Here is a 22,622-nt window from a genome sequence, read left to right as displayed (position 1 = left end):
ATTGGAAGAGAGGCGGATTCGATCCGGCACGGCCACACCCAGGGCCGGGTGCCGCGGCACTTCCGAAGAAATCTGCACAAAGCAGACAATAAGAAACAAATCGTGTCAAAGGGAGAAACAAGATCATGGACAGCGTCTTAGCCGGCCTGAAGGCCGTCGTCGACGGCCTCGGTTCGACCGTTCTTCTACCGATCGTCATCTTCGTCATCGCGATGGTCTTGGGTGCCAAGGCCGGTCGGGCGTTCCGCGCGGCGGTGACGATCGGTGTCGCCTTCATCGGCATCAATCTGGTGATCGGACTGATGTTCGTGAACCTCACCGACGTCGCCCAGGCGATCGTCAAGAACACCGGCCTGCAGCGCGACATCGTCGACGTCGGGTGGCCGTCGGCGGCGGCGATCGCCTTCGGCTCGTCGGTCGGCCTGTGGGTCATTCCGGTCGGCATCGGCGTCAACATCCTGATGCTGTTCGGCGGCATGACCCGGACGCTGAACGTCGACGTCTGGAACTTCTGGCATTTCGCCTTCGTCGGCTCGCTGGTGGTGGCGGCCTCCGGCTCGTTGCCGATGGGCATATTCGCCGCGGCGCTGATGGCGGCGCTCAGCCTGTTCTTCGCCGACTGGACCGCCAAGGGCGTGCAGCGCTTCTATGGCGTCCCCGGCGTCTCGGTGCCGCATCTGGCTTCCGCCCAGATCCTGCCGATCGCCATCGTGCTCAACTGGATCATCGAACGGATCCCCGGCCTGCGCGACATCAACCTCGACACCGACACCATCCAGCGTCGCTTCGGCGTGCTCGGTGAGCCGGTGGTGATGGGTCTGATCATCGGTCTGGTGCTCGGCCTGATCGGCTACTGGAACATGCCGTCGCCGGCGGCGATGGTGGTCAAGGTGCTGCAGACCGGCATGAATCTCGCCGCCGTCATGCTGCTCCTGCCACGCATGGTGAAGATCCTGATGGAAGGCCTGATCCCGGTCTCGGAAGCCGCCCGCGAATTCGTGCAGAAGCGCGCCGGCGACCGCGAGATCAACGTCGGCCTCGATTCGGCGATTCTGATCGGCCATCCGGCGGCGATCTCCAGCGCCCTGATCCTGGTGCCGATCGCCATCCTGCTGTCGATCATCCTGCCGGGCAATCAGGTCATCCTGTTCGCCGACCTCGCGGTGATTCCGTTCATCGTCGCGATGGCGGCGCCGATCACCAACGGCAACGTGCTGCGCATGGTGATCATCGGCACCGTCACGCTGATCGTCGGCTTCTACGTGGCCACCGGTCTCGCGCCGTTGTTCACCTCCGCCGCGATCGGTGCGGGCTTCAAGTTGCCGGCGAACGCCGCCCACATCACGTCGATCGTCGACGGCTTCCTGTGGATCTCCTGGGTGGTGGTCGAACTGGTCCGCAGCCTCGGCTTCTTCGGACTGATCGTCGTCGCCGTGGCGATCTTCGGCTCGATCTTCGTCTTCTGGCGCAATGCGGCGAGTTGGGAACGGGCCGCCGGCAGCGGCGACGTCGAAGAAGCGGCGGGTGAATGATGTCGACCTCGCTCTTCGGTCGTTACCTCGATCCGCGGGCGATCTGCCCGCGGGTCACCGCCTCCGACTCGGCCGAGGTGATCACGCTGCTCGCCGAACGTCTGCGGATGATCGGCAGCGTCAAGGAGAGCTATGCTCGGGCGGTGATCGACCGCGAGGCGACGATGCCGACCGGCCTGCCGCTGGCCGACGACGTCGCGGTCGCCGTCCCGCACACCGATCCGGAACACGTCGTGACCCCGGCCCTGGCCATGGCGACGCTCGCCACACCGGTGGCCTTCAAGAGCATGGAGGATCCCGACCGCGATCTCGCCGTGACGGTGGTGTTCGCGCTCGCACTGCGCGACAAGAACGAACAGATCGAAATGCTGCAGACGATCGCCGCGACGCTGCAGGACGCACCGATCATGCGCCGCATCGCGGAAGCGGCGACCGTCGCCGAGATCCTCGCGGCCCTCGAGACCAAGAAGACGTAACCGGGAGAAACGCAATGATCAGACCCAAGAGAGTGCTCGTCGCCTGCGGCACCGCGGTCGCCACATCCACCGTGGTCGCCAATGCGCTGGAAGAGGAAATGAAGGCCCGCGGCATCAAGATCGACATCCGCCAGTGCAAGGCGACGGAGATCCCGAGCCTGATCGCCGACGCCGATCTGGTGGTTTCGACCACCCCGGTGCCGCCCAATCTGTCGAAGCCGGCGATCGTCACGCTCGCCTTCCTGACCGGCCTCGGCAAGGCCGAAGTCATCGAGAAGATCGCCGCGATTCTGAGAGCCTGAGCCCGTCCCGGCGGGGGCTCGACCGGCGACCACGCCGTCGAGCCCCGTCACCCGCTCGACAATCACCCCGAGGCCACGATGGAACTGCAACGCACCTTGTCGGTCGGCGTGCGAGACGGATTGCACGCGCGCCCGGCGGCCCAACTCGTCCGCCTCGCCAAGAGCTTCACCTCGGCCGTGGTGCTGGAGCGCGGCGGAGCGACCGCCGACGCCAAATCGCCGTTGAAGCTGATGCTGCTCGGCGTCAAGGAAGCCGACGAAGTGACCCTCCGGACGACCGGCGACGACGCCGCGGCGGCCCTGGAGCAGATCGCCGCCTTCCTCGGCGGCGCCGAAGCGGGCATCGCCCCGGCACCGGCTGCCGCGCCGGTGATCGCCGCGTCCGTCGCCCCGACCCTCGCGGAGACCGGGCGCCGCGGCGTCCCGGCGAGCGACGGCGTCGCCGTCGGGCCGGTGCATGTCCATGCCCACCCGGGGCTGCCCGAGCCGCTCGGCCGGATCGCACCGGAGGCGGCGCCGGCCGAAGTCGAGCGCTTCCACACCGCGCTCGCCGACACGCTGGCGAGCGTTTCGGCCCGCGCCGGCACCCTTCCCGGTGCCGACCTCCAGCCGATCGTCGAGGCGCTCGCCGACGTGGCGGGCGATCCGGAATGGGCGCGGCTGGTCGAGGAGCGGATCGCCGGCGGCGCCGACGCCGTCGCCGCGGTGCTGCTCGCCGGCACCGACGTCGCCGGCCGGTTCGAGGCGATGGACGACGCCTATGCCCGGGCGCGGGCGGAAGACATCCGCAGCGTGTCGCGGGCGGTGGTCGGCACGCTGCTCGGCTGGACCGCGACCTCGCTCGCCGAGGTTCCGGCCGGAGCGATCGTCGTCGCCGACGAGGTGACGGCGCTCGATCTGAGCGGCGCACCGCTCGAGCGGATCGCCGGCTTCCTGTGTCGCTGCGGGGCGGCGACCAGCCATGCGGCGATCGTCGCGCGGTCGCACGGGATTCCGGCGGTGTTCGGCTGGGACGAGCCGCTCGAGCGGCTCGCCACGGCGAAGGTGGTGGCGCTCGACGGGACCACCGGCGAGGTCCACCTCGACCCGGATGCGGCGACGATCGCCGACTTCCAGGCGCGGATCCGGGCGCGGCAGGCGAGCGTCGCGGCGCTCGCCCCCTATCGGACGATCTCGCCGCGGACCCGCGACGGCCGCGCCGTCACGGTCGCCGCCAACATCGGCTCGCTGCGCGACATCGATCCGGCCCTCGAGGCCGGCGCCGAGGGGGTCGGACTGTTCCGCACCGAACTCGTGTTCATGGAAACGGCGGAGTTGCCGAGCGAGGACCAACAGACGGCGATCTACCGCGAGGTGATCGAACGGTTTCGGCCGCGCCCGGTGACCATCCGCACCCTCGACATCGGCGGCGACAAGCCGATCCCGGCGATCGCCTTCGCGCCCGAAGATAACCCGTTCCTCGGGTGGCGCGGGGTGCGGATGTGCCTCGACCGGCCCGACGTGTTCCTGCCGCAGATCCGCGCCCTGTTGCGCGCCGCGGCGGCCGGGCCGTTGCGGGTGATGGTGCCGATGGTCAGCGACATCGACGAGGTGCACGCCGTGAAGGCGCTGATCGACACCTGTCGGGCCGATCTCGCGGCGCGCGGCGTGGCGCACGGCCGCTTCGATCTCGGCATCATGGTCGAGACCCCCGCGGCGGCGCTGCTCGCCCCGGCCCTGGCGCGCGAGGTCGCCTTCTTCTCGATCGGCACCAACGACCTGACCCAATACGTCATGGCCGCCGACCGCACCAACCGGCAGGTGGCGCGGCTGTGTCGGCCCGACCACCCGGCGGTGATCGAAGCCGTCCGGCTGGTCTGCGTCGCCGCAGCGGTGGCCGGGATCCCGGTCGCGGTCTGCGGCGAGGCGGCGGCGCGGGCCGAGATGGTACCGATCCTGGTCGGCCTCGGGGTCGACGAGTTGAGCATGAGCGCGCCGGCGATCCTCAGGGTCAAGAAACAGGTGACCGAGATCTGGGCGGTGCCACCCGAAGCCCGACCGTAGTCGCCGCGCCCTGTTCGCGCCTCGCCGCCCCGGCACGCGGCGACCGCAACGCCGACGCGCGGGTCGCCGCGCGCTCGTGAACTTTCGTCTTCACGTCCGGACATCTGAGAGATTCGCCTCCCTCTCGTCACGCGGCGAGATCATGATCGCGGGATCGACCACCCGCGACTCGTGTCGCGCCTCGAGAGGGATCGTCATGCCCAGGGAAATCGCCTTCCTCTTCGACCTCGACGGAACCCTGGTGGACAGCGTCTACCAGCACGTCCTCGCCTGGAAGACCGCCCTCGATTCCGAGGGCATCGAGCTCTCGGTGTGGCGCATCCATCGCCGGGTCGGCATGAGCGGCGGCCTGTTCACCAACATGCTGTTGCGTGAGACCCATCGCGAGATCTCACCGGAGCTGAACGACCGCCTCAGGGATCGCCACGCGGAAGCCTACCGGGCCCTGGTGACCAGCGTCACCCCCCTCCCCGGCGCCCGCGAACTGCTGGCCCATCTCACCGAAAGCGAGATTCCCTGGGCGATCGCCACCAGCGGCCGCATGGAGACCGCGAAGATCAATCTCGACGCCCTCGGCGTCGACACCTCGCAGGTGCCGGTGGTGACGCGCGATCAGGTCAAATACGCCAAGCCCGACCCCGATCTGTTCATGGAAGCGGCCCGGCGCCTCGGGATACCGATCGAGAAATGCTTCGTCGTCGGCGACGCGATCTGGGACATGTTGGCGGCCCAACGCGCCCGCGCCCTCGGCGTCGGCCTGCTCTCGGGGGGTTACGGCGCCGACGAGCTGGAACGAGCGGGGGCGATGCGGGTGTTCGACGATCCGGCCGACCTGCTCGCCCGCATCGACGAGATCGGGGCGCGGCGCTGAGGCGCCACGGCCCGGCGGCCATCGCGACGTCGCACCACCGGAGCGGCGTCGCGAGCCATGGGATTTCAGGGAATGAAGGGCGCGTATTCGGCGAACAGGCCGGCGAGCGCCGGCATCGGCTGGGGCGCGCCCATCGCCGTCGCCATTCGCGCATGCAACGGCACGATCATCTCCACCGCGCTCGCCAGACATTCGGCACCGGCGACCTCACCGCGCTTGTCCATCCAGGCGGTCGTCGCCAGCCCGATCGCACAGGCCACCGCCGAATTCGGCGACAGCGACAACGGATCCCTGGCGCAGGGCTCGGGCAGGTCGATCAGGTTGACCGGCGCCGCGGCCGTGATCGCCAGCGTCACACCGGCACAGAAGGTCGCGGCATTCCGCTCGGCCTTCGCGAGATGGGGCGAGCGCGCCGCGGAGGTGAAGGCATATTCGGAGACGAGCGCGTTGCCGACGCCGCGCAGCGCCAGGACCTCTTTGGCCAGGACATACGTGGCCGATCGGAAGCGCTCCACGAAGACGTCGTCGCGCGCCTGCCCGGCGAGCGTCGCCAGATCCCGCAAGGCGGACTCGACACGGGAGCCGGCACCCTCGCCGGCGTTGCGCCCGGCCACCGTATCGGCGAGCCGATGCACCAGCGTGTCACCGATGGTGGTCAGTGTTCCGAGACCGGGAAGCGGTGGCGGCAGGTGCGGCCCCGACGAATGCCGAAACAGGTAGCGGACGCCGCGCAACACGTCCTTCACGACGATCGCTATTTCGCTCAACGGCATGGCCTGACCTCGATCGATCCGACGACCCGCGGCAGACGGACCGGAGTCGTCACCGGCCTCGACCTGGAAAGCGGCCCTACGGCCTCTTCGAGGACCGGGCAACGCGCCGTCGTTCCTCCCGCCCCGCCACTGAACACGTTGCACTCTGGCAATCTATGTGTACTTTTTCAAGGCGTCGAGATATGAATCCCAATTGGATTTATGGATGAAGTGGCCGAGAGGAAGCGGGCTGTGGCAAACTTCGAGATCATCCATGAAAACGACGTCAAGAGCGTCCCCGACCTCATTCACCGGGTTCGTGGCCTGCGTTTCTTCATGCGCCACGTCTCCGATGGCATCCGCTCGATCGGTCGGCGCGAAGGATTGGTGGCCACCTTCGACGAACGCCGGGCGGCGAGCGTCTTCCTCGCCTGGGTCGAAGAGATGATGAAGCAGCGGCCGGCCAGTCGCCGCAACCGCCGCGACTACATCATCTTCAGCACCGGTCTCCTTCTCGAACATCTCCTGACCAGCGGCTCGATCGACGTGACGGCGCCGCCCGACCGCAGCACGCAAGCCGGTGCGGCGATCAGCGAGGCGGCTCGCTTCTGGCCGGAAGGCTATCTGGCCACGGCCTATTGCATGACCGCCCTCGACATCGTCCTGACGCAGGAAGGCTTCGAGAGATGCGAGTTGCAGCCGATCGCCGGCGAACTCTCGACCTGGTGGTCGTTCCGCGAGAATTTCCGGGAGGATCCCCATCTCGTGGTGCCGTTCTTCGATCTCATGATCGGCAACAAGCCGAATTGGACACGGCCTTCGGTGGCGGCCGAACGCCCGGCGATGGCGGCGACGACGACGAGCCTGTCCGCTTTCTCTCCGGCCTGAACGGACGGCGGCGCGACCGCGGCGCGCCGGCTCGTGTGGCAGGGCTTTGACTCGACAGGACAAATCGGAAAGAGTGCGACTTCTGGGCGTGTTCGGCGGTGGTCCGGACCCTGCATCGTGGGATTGAGACACATGGAACGAGCGGAGCCAGTCGGTCGAAGGTCGGCGCGCCTGAGGCATCGAGCCGTCTGGATGTACTATGCCGAAGGCATGACCCAGAACGCCATCGCCGATGCGCTCGGGATCGGCCGGGTGACCGTCGTGCGGATGCTCGCCGAAGCCAAGAACCTGAACGAAATCAAGATCTCACTGCGCGGCGACCTCGAGGAGTTCCCGCGCCTGGAGATCGAGCTCGAGAAGGCCTTCGGCCTCAAGCAGGCGATCGTGACGCCATTGTCGGGGCCGGACGCGGATCCGACGGCGCCGATCGGCGCGGCCTGTGGGCTGTTCATCTCCGGTCTGGTCAAGGCCAACATGAAGGTCGGGGTCGGCTGGGGTCGGACGTTGCACGGATCGCTGAACTACATCGACGAATCCCAGGTTCCGGGCGTCGAGGTGGTGTCGCTGATGGGCGGTGTCTCCGCCGTCCGCCAGTACAATCCGGCCGAATTCGCCTGGCGATTCTCGCGGATCTTCAACGCCGACTGCTATCTGATCGCGGCACCGGTGGTGGTCGACAGCGAAGCGACGAAGACGGCCCTGGTCGAGAGATGCGGCATCGGCCCTGTATTTGAAATGGCCAAGTCGCTCGACGTGGTGCTTCTCAGCGTCGGCAGCATGTCGCCGACCTCGACCTCGCATGTATTCGACGTCATATCCGAAGCGGAGCGCCAGGGGCTGATCGCAGACGGTGCGGTCGGAGACGTGATGTACAACTTCTTCGATCGCTTCGGCCATTTGGTCGACAACGAGATGAATTCTCGAATCATGAGCGTTTCGATCGCCCACCTGAAGCAAGTTCCACTAAAATTATTGATTTCTGGTGGCAAGGACAAGGTCGAAGCGGTGCTCGGCGGCCTGCGTCTGCTGGAACCGAACGTGTTGATCACCGACGAAATCACCGCTCAGGCGCTCCTCGACGAGGTGGCCGACAAATCTTCCCGCGGGCGTCGCAAGGCGATCGGCGCCTGAAGATCGGAGCTGCGGCGTCGCCGACGATGACCGCCGGCGTGCCGACGCGACGGCCCGGCATGCCGCATTGCACCAGCCCCGCCGGATTCGCCCCCCGCACCGCACACCGGCATTGATATTTCAACCCGCTGACGACGCTGATGAAATCCGTCTTCGATGCAAAGCCGGCGGCATTTCTGCGCCTTTGGGCCACGGCGTCGATGCCGCGCCCCGCGTGCCCGCGACCCGTTCTCCAGGCGCGCCGCGCCTCGGGTCTCGGGGTGCGCCGCAGCACGCTTTGCGGCACACTTTGCATTGACACGAAAACAAAAGTTCAGTACATACGTTCACATAAGAACTCAAAAGACCATATTCCTCAGGAGGAACAAGCCCGTGATCGAACGTGTGGCCCTCGCCGCCCAATTGGCCGCTCACGCGGACGCCCATGGACCGATCACCGTCGGTCTCGCCGGCGCCGGACAAATGGGTACCGACATCGTCGTCCAACTGTCGCTGATGCCCGGCATCCGCCTCGGTGCGCTGTCGGAGATCCGCAGCGACGTGGCCGTCGAGGCTCTGCTGATGTCCGGTCTCGACCGCAGCGGTTTTGCCGAAGTCGGCACGATCGAGGCCGCCGACCGGGCGATCGAAGCCGGCAAGGTCGCGCTCACCGGCGACTACAAGGTTCTCTGCGGCTCCGGCCGGGTCGACGTGGTCATCGATGCGACCGGCAATCCGAACATCGGCACGCTGATCGCGCTCGAGGCGATGAAGAACGGCAAACACGTCGTCCTGCTCAACGTCGAGGCCGACATCACCATCGGCCGCTACCTGAAACAGGAAGCGCGCAAGGCCGGCGTGATCTTCACCGGCGCGGCCGGCGACGAACCGGCGGCGACGGTCGAATTGATCGGGTTCGCCCAGGCGCTCGGGTTCGACATCGTGGCGGCCGGCAAGGGCAAGAACAACGCGCTGAAATTCGACGCGGTGCCCAGCGAATACGAAGAGGAAGCCCAGCGCCGCAACATGAACGCGCGCATGCTGGTCGAATTCGTCGACGGTTCGAAGACGATGATCGAGATGACCGCGGTCGCCAACGCCACGGGCCTCGTCCCCGACGTCGCCGGCATGCACGGCCCCGCCGCGGTTCCGGCGGATCTCGCCCAGGTGCTGTGCACCAAGGCCGACGGCGGCATTCTGGAAAAGGCCGGCGTGGTCGACTATTCGATCGGCAAGGGCGTCGCCCCCGGCGTGTTCTGTGTGGTCAAACCGCGCCATCCGCGCATCTTCGAACGCATGACCGACCTCAAGGTCGGCCCCGGCCCGTGCTACTCGCTGTTCCGGCCCTATCACCTGACCAGCCTGGAAGTGCCGTTGTCGGCGGCCCGCGCCGTTCTCAACCGCTCGCCCGACATGGAGCCGATCGATCGCCCCGTCGGCGAATGTGCCGCGGTCGCCAAGAAGGATCTCGCCCCCGGCGCGGTGCTCGGCAAGATCGGCGAATACGACTATCGCGGCCTCGCCACCACCTGGGCCGAAGGGCGTTCGAGCCGCTCGGTGCCGCTCGGTCTGGCCGAGAAGGCCAAGGTGCTGAAGCCGATCCGCGCCGGCGAGCGCCTGACCTACGACAATTGCCAGCCGGACGACTCGCTGATCGTCACCCAGATCCGGCGCCGCCTGGATCAGGCCGACGCCGTATTCGTCGCCGCCTGACCGCGATCCACGAGAGCCACCCGGCGCTCGCCCGCCCTGCGACGGCACCCGGAACCGCACCTGCGGTTCCGGGTCGCATCCGGCGAAAGGCCGTTGCCGAACGGCGCCGCCGGTGAACGACATTCCTTCGTGACGACCGGGGCCGCACGACGTGTGGAGAGACCGAGCCCGAAGGAACGGTGCCCGCGCGACGATCGAGGATCGGCGCGGGCGAAACGGCAACGGCGAAGCGGCGGCGGCACTCGACCGACCGGCCCCCGCCTCGCGAGAGAAGCGATCGAAGGCATGTGACGATTTCGCAAATCCATTCGTGAGCCGGCCACCCAAAAACAGAACAGGCCGGTTCATGTCCTCCGGGGAGGGCGACCATGGCGACTTGGCAATTGGGGCTCCTGCTGCTGGTGGGGGCCTGGGCGCTGCAATCCGTCGGCGTATGGCTGCAGATGCGCCACTACGCCCGCACGGTCAAAAGCATCGGCAGTGAATTCGACGAGGGTTTCCTCGGCACCGGGTTCGTCCGCGGACGATTCCAGAAGGGCACCATCGCGCTGGTCGTCGTTTCCGACGATCTGGTGGTCCGCCGGGTGTCGACGATGACCGGGCGATCCGTCTTCGCGAAATTCCATTCCCATCCGGCCCTGGCCGGACTCCGTCTCGACCGGCTCGAGGCGGCGCTTTCCGACGTCGAACACTTCGACGCCGGCAGGACCGCGGCCATTCTCGCGGCGGTCGCTCAGATCGAAACCCGCAGACAGAAACGGAGGCAAGAAGACACCGGCTCCCATCTGCTTCGTCTGGAAAACGCCTGAGGGCAAACCAAAAAAGAAACGAAGGGGGAAATAATGTCCATCACGACACTCGTCCTGCAACACGCGGACGCCTTTGCACAGCACATGCCTGCTGTTCAACAGGCGGTTCTCGATGTTGCGATCCAAGGCAAGGCGACACTGAAGGACGCGTCCAACAATTTCGTGGTCCTGGCATCCGACACCGCGATCACGGTGGAGCAGTTCCGCCAGAAGCTCGGCACGGTCACTCAAGAGACCCAGATCGGCTGGCTGGCCAACGCCGGCAAGTATTTCATCGGCATCTTCCAGAAGGGCGGCGAAGTCTTCGTCGGTTTCGTCACCGGTATCATCCCGACGCTGGTCGTCCTGATGACCGCCTTCTACGCGTTGACCGGCATGGTCGGCGAAGAACGGGTACACGGCATCGCCCGCAGCGCCGGCAAGACGGCTCTGACGCGCTACACCATCCTGCCCGTCCTCTCGGTGTTCTTCCTCACCAACCCGATGTGCTACACCTTCGGGTCGTTCCTCGAAGAAAAGCACAAGCCCGCCTTCTACGACGCGGCCGTGTCCTACGTTCACCCGCCCCTCGGGCTCTTCCCGCACGTCAATCCCGGCGAATACTTCGTCTGGGGTGGTGTCCTCGTCGCTCTTCTCGAACTCGAGAAGAAGGGGACCGTCGCCACCGGTTATCACGTCCAGGTTGCGATCTGGTACGCGATCGTCGGCCTGGTGGTCATCCTGTTCAAGGGCATTCTGACCGAACGGATCACCGCGATCATGGCGCGTCGCCAGGGCATCGAGCTCTGAGAGAAGGGGGAGTGTGATGTCCAAGACATTCAACGCGATCAAGATTTCCAAGGGTCCCGGTGGTTGGGGCGGGCCGCTGGTGATCCAACCGACCGATCAGCGCGACAAGATCGTATCGGTGACCGGTGGCGGCATCCATCCGGTGGCGCAGAAGATCGCCGAACTGACCGGCGGCACCGCGGTCGACGGCTTCAAGATGCCGCCGCCCGAAAGCGAGATGGCGGTGGTCGTGGTCGACTGCGGCGGCACGGCGCGCTGCGGCGTCTATCCGCGCAAGCGGATCCCGACCGTCAATCTGACCCCGGTCGGCCAGGTCGGCCCGCTGGCGCAGTTCATCATGGAAGACATCTACGTCTCCGGCGTCAATCTCGCCTCGCTCCAGGCGGCGGCGGAAGGCGAAGGCGTGACCGGGGGAGCGACCGGTGCCGCTCAGCCGACGGCGGCGGCGAAAGTGGTGGTCCCCGAGCCGGACGCCAATCCGATGCTGAACCTGATCGCCAACATCGGCCGCAGCATGGGCCGTATCGTCGGCATCTTCTTCAATGCCGGCCGCAAGACCATCGATCAGATCGTCCGCAACGTGCTGCCGTTCATGGCCTTCGTGACCATGCTGATCGGCTTCATCCTGTACACCGGCATCGGCGACATCCTCGCCAAGCCGATGGGCCCGCTCGCCAACAACATCGTCGGCCTGCTGGTGATCTCCGCGATCTGCGGCCTGCCGTTCCTGTCGCCCATCTTGGGACCGGGCGCGGTCATCGCCCAGGTGATCGGCGTCGCGATCATCGGACCTCAGATCGCCAACGGCACCATCGCCCCGTCGATGGCTCTGCCGGCGCTGTTCGCCTACAACACCCAGGTCGGTTGCGACTTCGTTCCGGTCGGCCTGGCACTGGGTGAAGCAGAACCGAAGACGATCGAAATCGGCGTTCCATCGGTCCTGCTCAGTCGACAGATCATGGGGCCGATCTCGGTGATCTTCGCATGGGTGGTCAGCCTGATCGTCTTCTGAGCGATCCGACCGATCGTGAGGGCGGCCCCGTCCGCGGGGCCGCTCCACCCTCGAGAGGCTTCGTCACCTCGATACGCGCTCGACCGTCTTTTCGATGATCTTCACGGCCGCGGCCGTCGAAGGAGAGAGAACCAATGTCTGCTCACCTCAAGACCGAAATCATCGCCGTGGGCCCCGATGTCGCCGAACTGGTCGGTGACGGCGTCCTCATCCTGTTCGGCGCCGATGCGCCACCCGAACTCGCCGAAGTCTCCGTCCTGCACGCGCCGCTGGCGCCGATCGCCGACGAGGCCCCGGTCTGCGGAACGCCGATCACCATCGGTCCGGTGACCACCACGATCACCGCGGTCGGCCCGACCGCCTGGAAGAAGGCCGGCGAGATCGGCCACGTGGTGTTCAACTTCAACGGCGCCACCACCGCCGAACGTCCCGGCGAGATCTGCGCCGGCGTCGTCGACACCGCGGTGCTGACCGCCGCCCTGAAGGTCGGCCAGACCATCGCGATCGGCTGATCGAGTCCGTCTCCGCCCATTCGAGCCGTCAACAGAGGTCGACCGTGACCATGGAACGCGCCACCATCGTACGTGTGAGGGAGGGGCTGCACGCCCGCCCCGCGACCTGTTTCGTAAAGCTCGCCAAGAGCTTCCAGAGCGACGTGGAAATCGTCAAGGGCGCGAACCGGGTCAATGCCAAGAGCTCGGTCAAGCTGATGCTGGCCTCGGTGCTGGAAGCCGATCCGGTCGTCGTCAGGACCTCGGGGGCGGACGAGGCGGAAGCGCTCGAGGCCCTGGTGCGGTTTCTCGAAGATCCCGAGTCGGGGATCGAAGCGGGCGGCGCGGCGACGCCGGCCGCACCGGCCGCCACGCGGACCGACGCGAGCGCCGACAAGGACGACGGGCGCACCGAGGACGGCGGCCTGCGCGGCATCGCGGCGAGCGAGGGCAAGGTCGTCGGGCCGGTGTTCGGGTACTTCCCGCCGAGCATCGACAGTGCCGAACGCATGCTCGCCGAGGGCGAGATCGACGACGAGATCGCCCTCTTGTCGCGGTCGGTCGCGGTCATTCGACGCCGCATGGTCGACTCGTTGTCGGCGCCCGAACTGTCGCCGGTGCATCGCGGCATCATCGCGGCACTCGCCGAGATCGTCGCCGACGACGCGGTGATCGAGGAGATGGCGACCGAAGTCCGCAAGGGGCGCGACGCGGTGACCGCGGTGCGCGAGGTGATCGGCAAGACCGCCGCGGCCTTCGCTGCGGTCGACGACCCCTACATCGCCGCCCGCGCCGACGACGTCACCGCGGTCGGCCGGCAACTGTGCCTGGAACTGCTCGGCCGCAAGGACATCGTCCTCGAGGACATTCCGGCGGGGTCGATCCTGGTCGCCGAGGACATCGGCGCCTTCGATCTGGCGCGGGCGCCGCTCGATCGGATCGGCGGCATCGCCTGCGCCCAGGGCGGGGCGACCTCGCACATCGCGATCATCGGCCGGTCCCACGGCATTCCGACGGTGCTGGGTCTGCGCGGCGGCATCGAAGCGCTGCGCGGGGCGACCGAGATCGCCCTCGACGGCACCCACGGCGTCGCCTACGACGTCCTCGACGACGATCTGCGGGCCCGGTTCGCCGCAGCGGTGGCCAAGGCGGCGGCGGAGAAGAAGGCGCTGGCGGTCTATCGGTCGATCGTGCCGAAGCGCGCCGACGGCACCGTGATCGAGGTCGCCGCCAACATCGGCTCGCTCGAGGAGATCGACGCGGCGCGCGCCGCCGGAGCGATGGGAGTCGGACTGTTCCGCTCCGAACTGCTGTTCATGCTGCAGACCGGGCTGCCGTCCGAGGAGATGCAGTACCAGACCTATGTGACGCTGGCGCGCGCCTTCGCACCGCATCCGGTGATCGTCCGCACCCTCGACGTCGGCGGCGACAAGCCGCTCGCCGGCATCCAGTTCCCGGAAGAAGCCAATCCCTTCCTCGGCTGGCGCGGCATCCGGATGTGCCTCGATCGCCCCGACATCTTCAAGCCGCAGCTCCGGGCGCTGCTCCGCGCCGCCGTCGGCGGCAATATCGAGGTGATGCTGCCGATGGTCTCCGACCTCGGCGAGGTGCGGCGGACCCGGGCGCTGATCGAGGACTGCGCCGCCGAACTGACCGCGGAAGGCGTGCCCTTCGAACGGTTCGCGGTCGGGGTGATGATCGAGACGCCGGCGGCGGTGATGATCGCCCGCGAGTTGGCCAAGGAGGTGTCGTTCTTCTCGATCGGCACCAACGACCTGACCCAGTACATCATGGCCGCCGATCGGCTCAATTCGTCGGTCGCCGGCCTCAACGACGTCACCAACATCGCCGTGATGAACGCCATCGAAATGACGGCGCGCGCCGGTGTCGAAGCCGGGATCATGGTCGGCATGTGCGGCGAGGCCGCCGGGCGGGTCGACCTGATCCCACGCTTCATCGCCATGGGGCTGACCGAGCTCAGCATGAGCCCCGCCTCCATCCCCCGCGCCAAGAAGTGCATCGTCGACCTGACGACCGCGACCTGACGAGGCCCCTGTCGGCGCGGCGCGGCGCCGAGACCGAAAAGACGTCGGACGACCCGGCTCGGGCAGCCTCGCTTCCCGGAACGGTGCCGTGCGGCCCGCAAGACGAGCGGAGCGATCGGCCCGACGGCCGACGGCCCCCAGCGACGGAGACTGCCAGACATGCCCAGCTACGACGTCATCGTGATCGGGGCCGGCCCCGGAGGATACGTCACCGCGATCCGCGCCGCCCAACTCGGCTTCAAGACGGCGATCGTCGAAGCCAAGCACCTCGGCGGCATCTGCCTCAACTGGGGCTGCATTCCGACCAAGGCGCTGCTGCGCTCGGCCGAGATCTACCAGTCGATGCTGCACGCCGCGGCCTACGGCCTGTCGGTCGAGAACCCGCGTTTCGATCTGGCGGCGATCGTGGAGCGGTCGCGTGGTGTGTCGCGGCAGCTCGCCACCGGCGTCGGCTTCCTGTTGAAGAAGAACAAGATCGACGTGATCTGGGGCCGGGCGACGCTCACCGCTGCCGGGGCGCTGACCGTCACGGCGGCCGACGACCCGCCGAAAGGCGCGCTCGGCGGCGGCGACTACCAGGCCGGCCACATCATCCTGGCGACCGGCGCCAAGCCGCGGGTGCTGCCGGGGCTGGAGCCGGACGGCAAACTGGTGTGGACCTATTTCGACGCGATGGTGCCGAAGACCTTGCCGAAATCGTTGCTGGTGGTCGGATCGGGGGCGATCGGCATCGAGTTCGCCTCGTTCTACAACGCGCTGGGCGTCCAGGTGACGGTGGTCGAAGTGCTCGACCGGGTCCTGCCGGTCGAAGACGCCGAGATCTCGGCCTTCGCCCAGCGCAGTTTCGAGAAGCAGGGGTTCACCATCCTGACCGAGACCAAGGTGGTCGGGCTGGTCCGTCACGACGACAGCGTCACCGCGACGCTGGAGGCGGCGAACGGCGGGCGGCGTGAGATCACCGTCGATCGGGTGATCTCGGCGGTCGGCGTGGTCGGCAACGTCGAGAACCTCGGCCTGGAACGGCTCGGGGTGACCACCGAGCGGGGCTGCGTGGTGATCGATGCCTTCGGCCGTTCCAACGTGGCCGGCGTCTATGCGATCGGCGACATCGCCGGGCCGCCGATGCTCGCCCACAAGGCCGAACACGAGGGCATCGTCTGCATCGAGGCGATCGCCGGTCTCCATCCCCATCCGATGGACAAGGCCAAGATCCCCGCCTGCACCTACAGCCATCCGCAGGTCGCCTCGGTGGGTCTCAGCGAGGCCAAGGCCAAGGCCGCCGGCCTCGATGTCCAGGTCGGCCGCTTCCCCTTCGTCGGCAACGGCAAGGCGATCGCCATGGGCGAATCGGAGGGGCTGATCAAGGTGATCTTCGACAAGCCGTCGGGCGAGCTGCTCGGTGCCCACATGATCGGCGCCGACGTCACCGAACTGATCCAGGGTTACGTCGTGGCGATGAACCTCGAGACCACCGACACCGAACTGATCCACACGGTGTTCGCGCATCCGACGCTGTCGGAAATGATGCACGAGGCGGTGATGGCGGCCAATGGGCGCGCCATCCACGTCTGAGCGACACGACGCCCGCCGGGCCGCGCGCTCCGCGTGCCCGGCGACGTTTCGGGAGAGACCGATGGACCCCACCCGCTTGGTCGTCTTCGATTGTGACGGCGTCCTGGTCGACAGCGAACTGCTGGCGAGCGAAGCCTACGCCCGGGTCTTCGCCCGCCACGGCGGCGTGATCCCGGCGGAGGTGTTCGGGCAGTGCGTCGGCATGAAACAGGCCGACATCCTCGCCAAGATCCGCGACCTCACCGGGCTGACACTGCCACCCGGCGCCGAATCCGAGATCTGGCCAGAGACCGAGGCATTGTTCGCCACATCGCTCGCGCCGACCGCCGGGCTGATCCCCTTTCTCGAACGGCTCGGCACGGCGCGCTGCGTCGCCTCCTCGTCCTCGCCCGAGCGGATCCGACGCAGCCTCGCTCTGACCGGGCTGACGGCCCATTTCGGCGACGCGGTGTTTTCCACCTCGATGGTGGCGCGCAGCAAGCCGGCCCCGGACATCTTCCTCCACGCCGCCGCAGCCTTCGGGCTGCCGCCGGCGCGCTGCGTGGTGATCGAGGATTCGCCCTACGGGATCGCCGGTGCGGTCGCCGCCGGGATGACGGCGCTCGGTTTCACCGGCGGCAGCCACAGCGACCCGAGCCACGGCCGGCGGCTGCTCGACGCCGGCGCCGACCGGGTCTGCGCCGACTGGCACGCCGTCGGCGAGGCCTTGGCGGCGCGCGGATTCGTTCCAGACGAGGTGCCGACCGTCGGCGGGCAGGAATGAGGGAAAGATCTCATGCATGAACATTCGTATTGACCAAAAGATATAAGTGCACTACCGATACGTCACGGCAACCGAAGAATTGCCACCTGAGCGAGGAGAGCCGATGGCCCGATCATCCTTGACCACCCCCGAGCCGGACACCGCGACCGCCGCCGGTCGCCTGCCGGCCGCCAATCTGCCGGAGGTCTATCGGCGGTTGGGCGCGGCGGAAATCCGCGACGCGCTGCGCAAGATGCGCCTGATCCGACGCTTCGAGGAATCCGCGGAAGAGGCTTATGTCCGCGGCCTGATCCACGGCACGATGCATCTGTCGATCGGCCAGGAGGCCAGTGCCGTCGGGGTCTGTTCGGCGCTGTCGCCCACCGACTACATGACGTCGACGCATCGCGGTCATGGCCATTGCCTCGGCAAGGGCGCCGACGTCGGTCGGATGTTCGCCGAATTCTTCGGGCGCGAAGACGGTTATTGTCGCGGCCGCGGCGGCTCGATGCACATCGCCGATCCCTCGACCGGCAACCTCGGCGCCAACGGCATCGTCGGCGGCGGCCTGCCGATCGCGGTCGGCGCGGCGCTGGCCGCCAAACGGCTCGGCAACGGCCGGATCGTCGTCTGCTTCTTCGGCGACGGCGCCAACAACGAAGGCGCCTTCCACGAGAGCCTCAACATGGCCTCGGTGTGGAAGCTGCCGGTGGTCTTCGTCTGCGAGAACAACAAGTACGGCATGTCAACTTCGGTCGCCCGGTCGACTTCGGTCAAGAACATCGCCGATCGGGCGGTCGCCTATTCGATGCCCGGCGTCACCGTCGACGGCAATCGCTTCGCCGACGTCGCCGATGCGACCCACGCGGCGGTCGAGCGCGCCCGGCGCGGCGAAGGGCCGAGCCTGATCGAATGCCTGACCTACCGGATCCGCGGCCATTCCAAGTCGGACCGCAACCGCTACCGCACCAAGGAAGAGATCGAGAGCTGGCAGAAGCGCGATCCGATCCAGCTCTTCGAGGCCGAACTGCTCGAGTTCGGGCTGATGGATACCCCCGAAATGGTGGCGATCCAGACCTCGGTCGAAGAAGAGATCACCGCCGCGATCGAATTCGCCAAGGCCAGCCCGGCACCGTCGCCGGCCGACCTCACCCGTTACGTCTACACCACCGAGCGAGGCAGCCATGGACACCATGGTGCGTGAACTCAGCTACTCCCAGGCGATCCAGGAAGCGATGGCCATCGCCATGGAACGCGATCCGCGCGTCTTTCTGATGGGCGAGGACATCGGCGTCTATGGCGGCGCCTTCCAGGTGACCGGCGACCTCGTCCACCGTTTCGGCGAGGATCGGGTGATGGACATGCCGATCTCGGAACTCGCCGGCGCCGGCGTCGCGGTCGGCGCGGCGCTCGCGGGCATGCGGCCGGTGTTCGAGTTCCAGTTCTCCGACTTCGCCACGCTCGGCATGGAGCAGATCGTCAATCAGGCGGCCAAGCTCCGCTTCATGCTCGGCGGCGCAGTGTCGGTACCGCTGGTGATGCGGTTTCCGGCCGGCTCCGGTACCGGTGCGGCGGCCCAGCACAGCCAGAGCCTGGAGGCCTGGCTCGCCCATGTCCCCGGCCTCAAGGTGGTGCAACCGTCGACCCCGCACGACGCCAAGGGCCTGCTGTTGGCGGCGATCGAGGATCCGGACCCGGTGATGATCTTCGAGCACAAGCTGCTCTACAAGACCAAGGGGCCGGTGCCGGAAGGCTGGTACACGGTGCCGCTCGACCGCGCCGAGATCCGCCGGGAAGGCCGCGACCTCACCGTGGTCGCCACCTCGATCATGGTGATCAAGGCGCTGGAAGCGGCGGCCACGCTGGCGCAGGAGGGGATCGAGCTCGAGGTCGTCGACCTACGCTCGCTCAGGCCGATCGACACCGAGACGCTGATCGCCAGCGTGTCGCGCACCCACCGGCTGATGTGCGTCTACGAAGGCGTCAAGACGCTCGGCATCGGCTCGGAAGTCAGCGCCGCGATCGCCGAGAGCGAGGCCTTCGACCTGCTCGATGCGCCGATCGTCCGGCTCGGCGGTGCCGAATGTCCCCTGCCCTACAACCCGGAACTGGAAAAGGCCGCAGTGCCGCAGGTCGCCGACATCGTCGAGACCGCCCGCCGGCTGGTCCAGGGGAGGATCTGATCGTGGCGACCGAAGTCATTCTGCCGCGCGTCGACATGGGTATGACGACCGGGACGATCTCCAAGTGGTACGTCGAAGCGGGTGCGACGATCGAAAAGGGGCAACCCCTGTTCGAGATCGAGACCGACAAGGCCGCCATGGAAATCGAGGCGCCGGCGACCGGGCGGCTCAGCATGCCCGCCGCTTGTGGCGTCATGCAGCCGGTCGGCCAGATCGTCGGCTGGATCTTGGCCGAGGGCGAAACCTCTCCCCCCTCTGCCGTCGTCGAGGCCCCGGTTGCCAAACCCGCGGCTTCGCTCGCGGGTGCCTCGGCGATATCCCCGGTCGCCGAGGCGCCTGCCGCCACGCCGGCGCCGACCGCCGTCCTGCGCGCCACACCGCTCGCCCGCCGGACCGCCGGACTGGTCGGCCTGGACCTGTCGCGGGTCACCGGATCCGGCCCGCGCGGCCGTATCGTGGTCGGTGACGTCCGGGCCGCGGCCGACGCCGCACCGGTCGCTGCGGCGCCCGCCGACGGACCGGTGAACCGCGCCGTCGCTGCGGTGGCGATCGGCGCTCCGAGCGAACAGATCCGCGGCCTCTACGAGCCCGACGACTTCGAAGTGACGCCGCACGACACGATGCGGCTGACCATCGCCCGCCGGCTGACCGAATCCAAACAGACGGTGCCGCATTTCTACCTCACCGGCACCTGCACCCTCGATCGGCTGCTGGCGCTGCGCGCCGAACTCAACGCCGATGCCGACCTCGTCGACGGACGGCCGAGCTTCAAGCTGTCGGTCAACGACTTCATCATCAAGGCCCTGGCGGTGGCGCTGCGCAAGGTTCCGGAAGCCAACGTCACCTGGACCGACGAGGGGCTGCTCCGGCATCGCCACAGCGACATCGGCGTCGCGGTGTCGGTCCCCGGTGGGCTGGTGACACCGGTGGTGCGCCGTGCCGAGATCAAGTCGCTTCGGGTGATCTCCGAAGAGATGAAGGATCTGGCGGCCCGGGCCCGGGCGCGCCGACTGAAACCCGAAGACTATCGAGGCGGCACCTCGGCGATCTCCAATCTCGGCATGTACGGGGTCGAGGAGTTCGCGGCGATCATCAACCCGCCGCAGGCGACGATCCTGGCGGTCGGTGTCGCGGAAGAGCGGATCGTCGTCCGCAATCACCAGCCGGAGGTCGCCATGCGGATGACCGTGACGCTGTCGACCGACCACCGTGCGGTCGACGGGGCGGTCGGTGCCGAGTTGCTCGCCGCCTTCAAGGCGGCGATCGAACGGCCCACGTCGACGCTGGTGTGACGCCGACGTCGGGGTGATCGACGCCACCTTCAACGCAGAGCATCTCGGACGGCCCGCGGCGGTTGCAGGTCCGGGCGAGTGAAGGCCGCCCAGGCCGTCTATGCGACCTTCCCGCAGGAGAAGGTCGACCTGATCTTCCGCTCCGCCGCCTTCGCCGCCGCCGCCGCCCGCATCCCGCTGGCCGTGCAGGCCGCGGAAGAGACCGGCATGGGCGTGCTCGAGGACAAGGTGGTCAAGAACCACTTCGCCTCCGAATACATCTACAACAAGTACAAGGACGAGAAGACCTGCGGCGTCCTGGAGGTCGACGAGGTCGGTGGCACCATGACCATCGCCGAGCCGATCGGCCTGATCTGCGGCATCGTGCCGACCACCAACCCGACCTCGACCGCCATCTTCAAGGCGCTGATCAGCTTGAAGACCCGCAACGGCATCGTCTTCTCGCCGCATCCGCGCGCCAAGTTCTCGACCTGCGCCGCCGCCCGCCTGGTGCTCGACGCCGCGGTCGCCGCTGGCGCGCCGGCCGACATCATCGGCTGGATCGACACCCCCTCGGTCGAACTGTCCAACGCCCTGATGCGCCATCCGGAGGTCAACCTGATCCTCGCCACCGGCGGTCCGGCGATGGTCAAGGCGGCCTATTCCTCGGGCAAGCCGGCGATCGGCGTCGGCGCCGGCAACGCGCCGGTGGTGATCGACGAATATGCCGACATCAAGCGCGCCGTCGCCTCGATCCTGATGTCCAAGACCTTCGACAACGGCATGATCTGCGCCTCCGARCAGGCGGTGGTCGCCGTCGACGCGATCTACGACCAGCTGCGCGAGCGCTTCTCGAGCCACGGCGGCCACATCCTGAGCCCGACCGARCTCGACGCGGTGCGCAAGATCGTGTTCCCCGACGGCCACCATCTGTCGCCGTCGATCGTCGGTCAGTCGGCGGTCAAGATCGCCGCGCTCGCCGGCATCGACGTGCCGCCGACCACCAAGGTGCTGATCGGCGAGGTCGAGGACGTCGGCGACGACGAGCCCTTCGCCCACGAGAAGCTGTCGCCGACGCTCGCCCTCTACCGCCGCCGCGACTTCGCGWSCGCGGTCGACGCCGCCGCCGCCCTGGTGGCGCTCGGCGGCATCGGYCACACCTCGGTGCTCTACACCGACCAGGACCGYCACGACGAGCGGGTGCGCGAATTCGGCGCCCGGATGAAGACCGCCCGCATCCTGATCAACACGCCGTCGTCGCACGGCGGCATCGGTGATCTCTACAACTTCAACGTGGCACCGTCGCTGACGCTGGGCTGCGGTTCGTGGGGTGGCAATTCGATCTCCGACAACGTCGGTCCGAAGCACCTGATCAACAAGAAGACCGTTGCGAAGCGAGCCGAGAACATGCTCTGGCACAAGCTCCCCAAGTCGATCTATTTCCGTCGCGGCGCCATCGTCGAAGCGATGAAGGACCTCGCCGGCAAGAAGCGCGCGCTGATCGTCACCGATCGCTTCCTGTTCCAGAACGGTCACGTCGACGAGACSATCCAGCTGCTCAAGAACAACGGCATCGACGTCGAGATCTTCTCGGAYGTCGAGGCCGACCCGACGCTGGCCGCCGTCCGCAAGGGCGTCGAACGCGCCGCCGCCTTCAAGCCGGACGTCATCGTGGCGCTCGGCGGCGGTTCGCCGATGGACGCCGCCAAGATCATCTGGGTGATGTACGAGCACCCCGACGTCCACTTCGAGGACCTGGCGCTGCGCTTCATGGACATCCGCAAGCGCATCTACAAGTTCCCCAAGCTCGGCGTGAAGGCGGAGCTGGTGGCGATCCCGACCACCTCGGGCACCGGCTCGGAGGTCACCCCCTTCGCGGTGGTCACCGACGACGTCACCGGCATGAAGTACCCGCTCGCCGACTACGAGCTGACCCCGACCATGGCGGTGGTCGACGCCAACTTCGTCATGAACATGCCGAAGTCGCTGACCGCCTTCGGCGGCATCGATGCGGTGACCCA

At 67.5% G+C, this 22,622-nt stretch carries 20 protein-coding genes; 19 read left to right on the top strand and 1 reads right to left on the bottom strand.

Annotated features, from left to right (window positions below; all coding sequences use genetic code 11):
- Positions 1 to 125: 125 nt before the first annotated feature.
- From EYW49_RS20775 to EYW49_RS20755, 5 genes are all read left to right on the top strand, one after another.
- Positions 126 to 1,532, top strand: a complete 1,407-nt coding sequence (locus tag EYW49_RS20775) for a PTS galactitol transporter subunit IIC (protein WP_131311547.1) — start codon at positions 126 to 128, stop codon at positions 1,530 to 1,532.
- A complete protein-coding gene (locus EYW49_RS20770) occupies positions 1,532 to 2,008 on the top strand; it encodes a PTS sugar transporter subunit IIA (RefSeq protein ID WP_131311546.1) in 477 nt (158 codons plus the stop codon). The genes EYW49_RS20775 and EYW49_RS20770 overlap by 1 nt, the downstream gene beginning before the upstream one ends.
- Before the next feature lie 14 nt (positions 2,009 to 2,022).
- Positions 2,023 to 2,310 (top strand): PTS sugar transporter subunit IIB, encoded by a 288-nt coding sequence (locus EYW49_RS20765; RefSeq protein WP_131311545.1) that lies wholly within the window; start codon positions 2,023 to 2,025, stop codon positions 2,308 to 2,310.
- 78 nt (positions 2,311 to 2,388) lie between these two features.
- On the top strand, positions 2,389 to 4,353 hold the full coding sequence (gene ptsP, locus EYW49_RS20760) for a phosphoenolpyruvate--protein phosphotransferase (protein ID WP_228259703.1): 1,965 nt from the start codon (positions 2,389 to 2,391) through the stop codon (positions 4,351 to 4,353).
- 196 nt (positions 4,354 to 4,549) lie between these two features.
- A complete protein-coding gene (locus tag EYW49_RS20755; RefSeq protein WP_131311544.1) occupies positions 4,550 to 5,224 on the top strand; it encodes an HAD family hydrolase in 675 nt (224 codons plus the stop codon).
- Between the two features lie 65 nt (positions 5,225 to 5,289).
- Here the strand turns inward: EYW49_RS20755 and EYW49_RS20750 are convergent, their stop codons facing one another.
- The gene (locus EYW49_RS20750) at positions 5,290 to 5,997 is read right to left on the bottom strand and encodes a hypothetical protein (protein ID WP_131311543.1); all 708 of its coding nucleotides are present in this window, start codon (positions 5,995 to 5,997) and stop codon (positions 5,290 to 5,292) included.
- Between the two features lie 231 nt (positions 5,998 to 6,228).
- Here EYW49_RS20750 and EYW49_RS20745 point away from each other — a divergent pair, with 231 nt between their 5' ends.
- From EYW49_RS20745 to adhE, 14 genes are all read left to right on the top strand, one after another.
- A complete protein-coding gene (locus tag EYW49_RS20745) occupies positions 6,229 to 6,864 on the top strand; it encodes a hypothetical protein (RefSeq protein ID WP_131311542.1) in 636 nt (211 codons plus the stop codon).
- Between the two features lie 192 nt (positions 6,865 to 7,056).
- Complete coding sequence (locus tag EYW49_RS20740; RefSeq protein WP_131311541.1) at positions 7,057 to 7,995, top strand: sugar-binding transcriptional regulator; 939 nt, start codon at positions 7,057 to 7,059, stop codon at positions 7,993 to 7,995.
- Between the two features lie 375 nt (positions 7,996 to 8,370).
- Positions 8,371 to 9,687 (top strand): NAD(P)H-dependent oxidoreductase, encoded by a 1,317-nt coding sequence (locus tag EYW49_RS20735; RefSeq protein ID WP_407695493.1) that lies wholly within the window; start codon positions 8,371 to 8,373, stop codon positions 9,685 to 9,687.
- A 368-nt stretch (positions 9,688 to 10,055) separates the two neighbouring features.
- Positions 10,056 to 10,496 (top strand): transcriptional regulator GutM, encoded by a 441-nt coding sequence (locus EYW49_RS20730; RefSeq protein WP_131311540.1) that lies wholly within the window; start codon positions 10,056 to 10,058, stop codon positions 10,494 to 10,496.
- 33 nt (positions 10,497 to 10,529) lie between these two features.
- Entirely contained in the window at positions 10,530 to 11,285 is a 756-nt protein-coding gene (srlA, locus tag EYW49_RS20725) for a PTS glucitol/sorbitol transporter subunit IIC (protein ID WP_165498354.1), read from the top strand.
- Positions 11,286 to 11,301: 16 nt separating this feature from the next.
- Entirely contained in the window at positions 11,302 to 12,297 is a 996-nt protein-coding gene (gene srlE / locus EYW49_RS20720) for a PTS glucitol/sorbitol transporter subunit IIB (RefSeq protein ID WP_131311539.1), read from the top strand.
- Positions 12,298 to 12,431: 134 nt separating this feature from the next.
- Positions 12,432 to 12,809, top strand: coding sequence for a PTS glucitol/sorbitol transporter subunit IIA (locus EYW49_RS20715; RefSeq protein WP_131311538.1), 378 nt, complete (start codon positions 12,432 to 12,434; stop codon positions 12,807 to 12,809).
- Positions 12,810 to 12,859: 50 nt separating this feature from the next.
- Positions 12,860 to 14,833: a phosphoenolpyruvate--protein phosphotransferase gene (gene ptsP, locus EYW49_RS20710; RefSeq protein WP_131311556.1), complete on the top strand. Its 1,974-nt coding sequence runs from the start codon at positions 12,860 to 12,862 to the stop codon at positions 14,831 to 14,833.
- Between the two features lie 159 nt (positions 14,834 to 14,992).
- Positions 14,993 to 16,405, top strand: coding sequence for a dihydrolipoyl dehydrogenase (gene lpdA, locus EYW49_RS20705; RefSeq protein ID WP_131311537.1), 1,413 nt, complete (start codon positions 14,993 to 14,995; stop codon positions 16,403 to 16,405).
- 61 nt (positions 16,406 to 16,466) lie between these two features.
- Entirely contained in the window at positions 16,467 to 17,168 is a 702-nt protein-coding gene (locus EYW49_RS20700; protein ID WP_131311536.1) for an HAD family hydrolase, read from the top strand.
- A 103-nt stretch (positions 17,169 to 17,271) separates the two neighbouring features.
- Positions 17,272 to 18,351 carry a thiamine pyrophosphate-dependent dehydrogenase E1 component subunit alpha gene (locus EYW49_RS20695; protein ID WP_131311535.1) on the top strand — a complete coding sequence of 360 codons (1,080 nt, stop codon included), beginning with the start codon at positions 17,272 to 17,274 and terminating at the stop codon, positions 18,349 to 18,351.
- Entirely contained in the window at positions 18,332 to 19,330 is a 999-nt protein-coding gene (locus EYW49_RS20690; RefSeq protein ID WP_131311534.1) for an alpha-ketoacid dehydrogenase subunit beta, read from the top strand. The genes EYW49_RS20695 and EYW49_RS20690 overlap by 20 nt, the downstream gene beginning before the upstream one ends.
- Before the next feature lie 2 nt (positions 19,331 to 19,332).
- Positions 19,333 to 20,622 carry a dihydrolipoamide acetyltransferase family protein gene (locus EYW49_RS20685; protein WP_131311533.1) on the top strand — a complete coding sequence of 430 codons (1,290 nt, stop codon included), beginning with the start codon at positions 19,333 to 19,335 and terminating at the stop codon, positions 20,620 to 20,622.
- A 78-nt stretch (positions 20,623 to 20,700) separates the two neighbouring features.
- Positions 20,701 to 22,622 (top strand): bifunctional acetaldehyde-CoA/alcohol dehydrogenase (adhE, locus tag EYW49_RS20680; RefSeq protein WP_131311532.1); only part of this gene is annotated, 1,922 nt, incomplete at its 3' end.

The sequence above is a fragment of the Siculibacillus lacustris genome (genome assembly GCF_004328075.1).
In the GTDB taxonomy this organism is placed as follows: domain Bacteria; phylum Pseudomonadota; class Alphaproteobacteria; order Rhizobiales; family Ancalomicrobiaceae; genus Siculibacillus; species Siculibacillus lacustris.
The sequence above is the reverse complement of the archived record's forward strand: the minus strand, read 5'-3'. Positions and strand labels throughout refer to the sequence as shown.

Coding starts and splice junctions, on each gene's coding strand:
- srlA (WP_165498354.1), top strand. CDS start 10,530: ATGTCCATCACGACACTCGTCCTGCAACACGCGGACGCCTTTGCACAG.
- lpdA (WP_131311537.1), top strand. CDS start 14,993: ATGCCCAGCTACGACGTCATCGTGATCGGGGCCGGCCCCGGAGGATAC.
- EYW49_RS20690 (WP_131311534.1), top strand. CDS start 18,332: ATGGACACCATGGTGCGTGAACTCAGCTACTCCCAGGCGATCCAGGAA.
- EYW49_RS20715 (WP_131311538.1), top strand. CDS start 12,432: ATGTCTGCTCACCTCAAGACCGAAATCATCGCCGTGGGCCCCGATGTC.
- EYW49_RS20775 (WP_131311547.1), top strand. CDS start 126: ATGGACAGCGTCTTAGCCGGCCTGAAGGCCGTCGTCGACGGCCTCGGT.
- EYW49_RS20700 (WP_131311536.1), top strand. CDS start 16,467: ATGGACCCCACCCGCTTGGTCGTCTTCGATTGTGACGGCGTCCTGGTC.
- srlE (WP_131311539.1), top strand. CDS start 11,302: ATGTCCAAGACATTCAACGCGATCAAGATTTCCAAGGGTCCCGGTGGT.
- EYW49_RS20740 (WP_131311541.1), top strand. CDS start 7,057: ATGTACTATGCCGAAGGCATGACCCAGAACGCCATCGCCGATGCGCTC.
- EYW49_RS20770 (WP_131311546.1), top strand. CDS start 1,532: ATGTCGACCTCGCTCTTCGGTCGTTACCTCGATCCGCGGGCGATCTGC.
- EYW49_RS20695 (WP_131311535.1), top strand. CDS start 17,272: ATGGCCCGATCATCCTTGACCACCCCCGAGCCGGACACCGCGACCGCC.
- EYW49_RS20755 (WP_131311544.1), top strand. CDS start 4,550: ATGCCCAGGGAAATCGCCTTCCTCTTCGACCTCGACGGAACCCTGGTG.
- ptsP (WP_131311556.1), top strand. CDS start 12,860: ATGGAACGCGCCACCATCGTACGTGTGAGGGAGGGGCTGCACGCCCGC.
- EYW49_RS20765 (WP_131311545.1), top strand. CDS start 2,023: ATGATCAGACCCAAGAGAGTGCTCGTCGCCTGCGGCACCGCGGTCGCC.
- ptsP (WP_228259703.1), top strand. CDS start 2,389: ATGGAACTGCAACGCACCTTGTCGGTCGGCGTGCGAGACGGATTGCAC.
- EYW49_RS20730 (WP_131311540.1), top strand. CDS start 10,056: ATGGCGACTTGGCAATTGGGGCTCCTGCTGCTGGTGGGGGCCTGGGCG.
- EYW49_RS20750 (WP_131311543.1), bottom strand. CDS start 5,997: ATGCCGTTGAGCGAAATAGCGATCGTCGTGAAGGACGTGTTGCGCGGC.